A 6,557-nucleotide genomic window follows, 5' to 3' on the forward strand; every position below is an offset into this window, starting at 1 on the left:
CCTTGTGCCGCGTGAGGTGATAGGAACTAAATATGAAACATCAGCCTTCAACTCTAGCGCGCCACTTATCGGTTATGCCGCGTGATACGTCAGACATGCCGCCGCACTCCGTTAAGCTTGCTCATCTTAGTTGCGTTAATCACATTCATCGTAACGGTAATCCGCGCGTTTACTTTACGCGGACGGCAATTTTTAGTGCGTTGACCACAAGCTTGGTTGGTTTTGGCGTGAGTGTTGGTATGGCACCTGCCGCCTTTGCCGCTACCGATTTAAACACTAGCACTGCCAATAATCCAAGCAGTAGCCAAGTTATTAAAAATATCGAAGATGATGCGTATGAAGATAGCCAGCTTGATATCGCTTTGGATGCCTTGCGCCTAAAAAAGGCCGTCGAACAAGGTATTATCGATCAATCGGTATTGGATGATTATAGCGAGCAAAACCTAGGTATCAAAAAGCCTAATGCAAAAAAATCAGAAACTGACGCTAAGAAAAACCCTAGCACGCAAACAAATAACACGGATAACTCGCAGTTATCAAATAATGATATCGATAGTGTTAATAACATTGCTAACAACATTGGTGAGGGCTTGGATAATCTAGGCAACAACCAAGCATTTGATAGCAATGAAAACTTAGAGCAGCAAGTCAATAGCGTGCAGCAGCAAGGCTATCAGATGATGACGCCTGCAGAGATTGACCGTGAATTGGCGGCGATGGATAGGCAAAACTCCCAAGATATTGACAGTCTTAATAGTAGCGCTGGCGTGAATAACATCGATGGCATACGTCATAATGATAACGACTTTGACAGATTGGATGGATTCGATGCGCCAGTGGCGACGTTAAATGATACGACGCCACCGATTGGTCTGGACGTTGACTTGGATGCGACTACCCTGCCAGCACCAAGCAATCTTGACACCTTAGGTAGAAATGAGACGGCAGGTAGAAGTGAGACGGCTGCGAAACAGGCAGAGACTGATGATGTGATGTCACGTCCTATTAATGTCAGTGATTCTGTCAGTAGCGGCAATACTGATTCAGAAGTGGATAACGCTATTTTAGTGAATGATGCTTTAGAAGATAGTAATGATGTCATTAATATAGAAAACGCGCAGTCAGGTAGCATTAATCCTGATGATTATTTGCCTAATTATGAAAATGATATTGATGCAGTCAAGGAAAGTATCGAGCAAGCGGCAAAACCCAAACCGAAGGCACGCAATAAAAAAGGCAATATCGTTAAGCGTCTTTATAATCGCTTCTTTAATGAGGGCGCGATCGCCTTACCACACGTCGAAACAACAATTTATTTGCAACAAGCCGCGGCGGACAATTTAAATAGCAATACTGAAGACAATACTGCAAACAGTACCCCAAATACTAAGCCAAAACTGACCAAAGCGGATGATGATATTCAACCCTTCAAGAATATCAAAGCTGCGCTCGATGACACTACCGTTCAGTCTGTGGTTGATTTTACCGCTGCGCTACCGCGTCTGCGCCAAACAGCATTAGATGCGGCAAAAGCCGTTGGTTACTATGAAGTGACCTTGCGTTTACGCCAAACCAATAGCGATACTATTGACGTTATCATTGAGAAGTTGGGCGAGCCAGTACGCGTTGATAGCCGCATTGTCGATATCCGCGGCGAAGGCAGCGAGCAAGCAGAGTTTGCCGAGCTTGAAAAAGACTTACCGCCAAAAGAAGGCGATATCTTTAATCACCGCGTTTATAAAGACAGTAAAGCAGCACTTGAGTCGCTCAGTAATACCTATGGTTACTTTGATCAATATTGGCTAAATAAATCGGTCGATATTATCTTGCCGGACAATACGGCCGATGTGTCGCTGGTCTACAATACCGGCGAGCGCTATGAGTTTGATGAAGTGGTGTTTTTTACTTATGATCAAGAGTCGGGTACGTTGACGCGTGACCCTGAAAAATTGCCGGTGGAATTGTCCTTATTGCATCAGCTGCTTGGCTTTAAAGCGGGCGACCCTTTTTATCGTCCCGCAGTGACTAAGTTTAGTAATGATTTATCAGCGACCCGTTACTTTAATACCGTCAACGTCGAGTCGATTTTGCCACCCGATGAACGTACTGAAAGCAGTACCTTGGCGTTTGATAATTCCCCTAATGCCAATATTGCTGATAATGGCACTGACGCTATTGATAATGTCTCTTATGTCAGTGATACTGAGCAATATGGCGATAACAATAGCCAAAATGAGGGTGAGCGCTACGCCAATAGTGGCGAGACCGTCAATCCAGATGACATCGCTGCTATTGAGTTTAAAGCCGATGAAGAAACACTGGATAAACTGCAAGCCATTAAACAAAAAGCTGAACGTTTAAGCCGACTGCCAAGCGATCGGGTATTGGACGAAAAAGACCAAGCAACCAATAGTATTTTGGGTAAAATCAGTGACTCTATTAGTAATATTGCGCAAAAGATTTTCCCTGATGAAAAAAGTATCCTTGCTGATGAAAACTTTGTCCCACCGACACTTGCCGGACGTAAAACCCCGCAAGAGGTGTTAGAAAATAAAAAAGTACCGCTGTATGTCTTTGTTTCTGCCAATAAACCACGCGATGCCCAAGTCGGTATTGGTTATGGTACCGATACGGGTGTACGTGCAACCGCCAAGATAGATTATAATTTGCTCAATCGTAAAGGCTATCAAGCAGGGGCAGAGGCCGAAGTCTCACGAATCACAAAAAATGTCGCCCTTTATGCTAGCCGCCCATGGAAGCATCCGTTAAATGACAAGCTGGATGCGCGTTTGACCTATGAAGAAGAGGTCATCGACCAAGGCGAAGGCAACTTTGATTTGTCTACCAGAACCTTGAAGGCGGGACTAGCGCGCAATATCCGCCGTGAAAACGGCTGGGATCGTAGCTACTCTATGCGCTATCGTTTAGATGAGCTAGCGACGGGCATTGATGAGGCCGAGTTGGACAATCTTCCGGTACGCTTTACCTCGTCCAAACCTACCCAGCAAGCCTTGTTGTTCGGTTATGGTATGAGTAAGACGGATGTCGATAACGCTGCCAATCCTACGCGCGGGTTCCGTCAGTATTATTCGCTTGAAGCTGGTTCAGAAAGCGCGCTTAGTGATACCGATTTAGCCATACTACGCGCGGGCGTGAGCGGTCTTTATAGCTTTGGGACTGATGATAAACACCAAGTGCTGGGTAGTTTAAATACCGGTTATATTTGGGCCGATGATTTTTATGAGGTGCCCTATAAACTGCGCTTCTTTGCTGGTGGCGATCAAAGTATCCGTGGTTATGATTACGAGAGCTTATCACCGATTGATAAAGGCTATCTAACAGGCGGACAAATCCTAGCCGTCGGTAGCGCCGAATATAACTATGAGTTTAAACCGGGTTTCCGTGGGGCGTTTTTCACCGATGTCGGTAATGCTTATGATAAAGATTTTGAGACTGATACCAAAGTTGGCGTCGGTGTTGGTATCCGCTGGGCGTCACCAGTTGGCGTGGTACGTGTTGATGTGGCGGCTGGTGTGACGGAGGAGAGTATTCCGGTGCGACTGCATCTATTCATCGGCTCGCCTTTATAAATAGTAAGCAGCAAACAGTCCTAACTACAGTCTTAAATACAGTTCTATTTTTTATTCTAGCGCATGCTGGTAATCATTCTTTAACGTAGCTGAGTGTCATGTTGACCAAAAATACCCCGCCAAACAAGCCATCAGATGAAGATCCAGCACAACGCGATGCCCGCGCTGTAAGACGTTGGTATCCGCTGTCTTTTTTACTCAAATTGACGGTGCTTATTCTTATTGTACTGGCGATTATGTTCGCCATTTTTTTGTATGCGGCGGGTACTGAATCAGGCACCAAGTTTATTTTAGAGAAAATCAGTGCTGAGACGGGTATCAAATTTAAATATGGTCGTGGCAATCTACGCGATGGTCTTTGGCTTACGGATATCGATATCGAGGCAAACGAAGACCTTGAGATATTAGTCGATAAAGCCTACGTTAAAATAGGCTGGCGCGCGGTATTTGCCAAAGAAGTGCATCTGCGTGACGCCGATATCCAAACCATTGAGATTATCAATAACAAACCGCCAACGGGTGAGCCGTTCGATTATCGAACCCTCAGTTTGCCAGTCAATTTGCGTTTTGATCAAGCAAAAGTACAAACCATCATTTATAAGCAAGTGACCAAAGAGCCTATCATCGTACATGATATTGAGGCGCGTGATTTGACCTGGGTCGGTAGCGTGGTGAACGTCGGTCGCGGTAAATTGCAGTATGCTGATATTGTCAAAGTCAGTGCTTTACAAGGTCATGCAGATTTACAAGGTGACTATCCTTTAGATTTGAGCGCTATAGCTGAGGTAAGCGCGCTAGGAAAGGCTTATATTGACCCATTGAACATTACCGCAACTGGTACGCTTAAACGCACCGTTGGTAAAGTGCGTAGCCGCTATAACGACAGCGATGTCAGCGGCGATTTTGCGGTGCAGGGTTTAGATAGTGACTCGCCATTTCAGGCAAAGCTTGAATGGGATGATATTCTTATTCCTTATGTCGACAGCCAAAATATCCATCTCAAAAGTGGCATGGCGACGGCATCGGGTGTCATCTCAGAGATACGTCTGCGCATCAATACTGAGCTGACTGCCAAAGATATCCCGTCAGGACACTATCAAGGTCGCGGCATCATTGCTGATAGCCAACTGCGCGTTGATCGCTTAGATGCTCAGGTGCCAGCGGGCAATCTTGTGCTACAAGGTATCTTAGACTGGAAGGGTAGCTTTGATGCAAAGGTGCGCGCAACCGGCAGTAATTTTGATATTCGACGGGCGATTCCTAAGGATTACGCTGATTTTAAAGCGTATGCGCCGCAAAAGCTCAATGGTCGCTTGTCGGTACATTATCAGCATAAAAACAAAGCTGGCAATCTAGAGATGGATGCAGATTTGCGCCAGCGTGATGGTGAACACGTTAATGCCAATATCGTGCAAGGTAAACCCTTAGCCCGTGGCAGAACCTCTAAATCTAAGCAAATAACGCCTTGGTATATCGATGCCAAATGGCAGAACCTTGTGCGTCGTAATGTGCCTAATATCGGTAATATTAATAGCCCAAGCGGACAAGCAAATGTCATCATGCGCGGCGCGAACTTATCAGTTGACGGTAAGGCGGTGATTAATGAGCTAAATGCCGCCCCTAAAGGCAACTACGATTTACGTGTGCGTAAAGCGGGCGATGTCATCGATATCAACCGTCTTAATTATAAAGGCATAGTAGGTGATTTATCTGGCACAGGTCAGATTCAATTAGCGAGCAAAAAACAGCCGCTAACTTGGCAGATTGATGCGCGTACCACGGGTTTATTACCCAAAAAATATCGTAATGATTTACCGCTTGAGCGCCTGACAGGACGTATCAATGCGCGCGGGCGCATGCTCAATATCAGTAAAAACCGCGTCAAAGGTCAGCGTCATATTGTCAGTTTTAACAATACCGATCTGCAAGCAAACCTCGATGCCAGCCAAGATAGCCGCGCTATCGGTATCACAGGCAGCGGTGATGCCAGTGTCGATATTATCGGTGGTGAGCTATCCGTCTTTGACGCCCGTTTCGATGGGCACATTGATACCGCTGATGTACCAAAAGGCAGCTTATCGATTGATGCCGCTGGAACGCCAAAGCTGATTCGTATCCGTAAACTTAACTACAACGGTGAAGCTGGTGCAGTAAAGGCGAACGGTGTTATCGACTTACGCCAAAACATCGGCTGGACGGTCGATGGTCGCTTTGATAAATTTAATCTCGGCTATTTCTTACCCAATAACGCGGCCATTATTACCGGCGACTTAAAAACCAGCGGCGTGTGGCAAACCGCGCCAAAAAATAATGCTAATGCGAAGGGTAAGCTTAAAAACTTTGCGGTAAATTTTGATGGTGTATTAGACGCTGAGCAATTGCCAGCCGGCAAACTTACCCTTGATGCCAGTGGTGACGCTCAGCTGATTCGTATCAAGCGTTTCCGACATGTCGGCGCGGCAGGCAGTATCGATGCTAATGGTACGGTCGATGTGCGTAAAGGTATCGCTTGGGATATCAAGGCGGTGATGAATCGCTTTAACTTGGGTTATTTCTTTAAAGACATCCCAAGTACCATCACAGGCAGCATCGATACCGATGGGCGCTGGGGCGATAACCAGCAAATCATTAATATCAAACAAGTTAACCTAAGTGGTATGTTAAAAGGCCAGCCGCTAAGTGCCAAAGGTAGTCTAGCGGCGAAGATGCGCTTACCAAAAGACTTGGCCAGTTATTTCAAACGCTTGCAGGCGCAAGATGCACAGGCGCAGTATAAGCAAGTCAATGCCTTAATCGACAGCTTAAATGCCAATAATTTGGTGCTGCGTTGGGGCGATAATTATCTTACTGCCAATGGTAATGCGAAGCAGCTACAAGCTAAGATTAATATCACCAGTCTCGACCAGCTCTCAGATAAGCTTGCTGGTAAAGTGACGGGCGGAGCGACCTTATCGCAGCCAGCAGGAC

General features: G+C 46.0%; 1 protein-coding gene and 1 pseudogene. Both read left to right on the plus strand.

The features are described 5' to 3' along the window. Window positions 1–32 precede the first annotated feature (32 nt). Complete coding sequence (locus tag JMX94_RS11885) at window positions 33–3,590, plus strand: autotransporter assembly complex family protein (protein WP_201565672.1); 3,558 nt, start codon at window positions 33–35, stop codon at window positions 3,588–3,590. Window positions 3,591–3,688: 98 nt separating this feature from the next. Beyond that, window positions 3,689–6,557: pseudogene (locus tag JMX94_RS11890) on the plus strand (hypothetical protein); the annotation flags it as partial.

It is taken from the genome of Psychrobacter sp. CMS30 (assembly GCF_904846565.1).
GTDB classification, from domain to species: domain Bacteria; phylum Pseudomonadota; class Gammaproteobacteria; order Pseudomonadales; family Moraxellaceae; genus Psychrobacter; species Psychrobacter maritimus.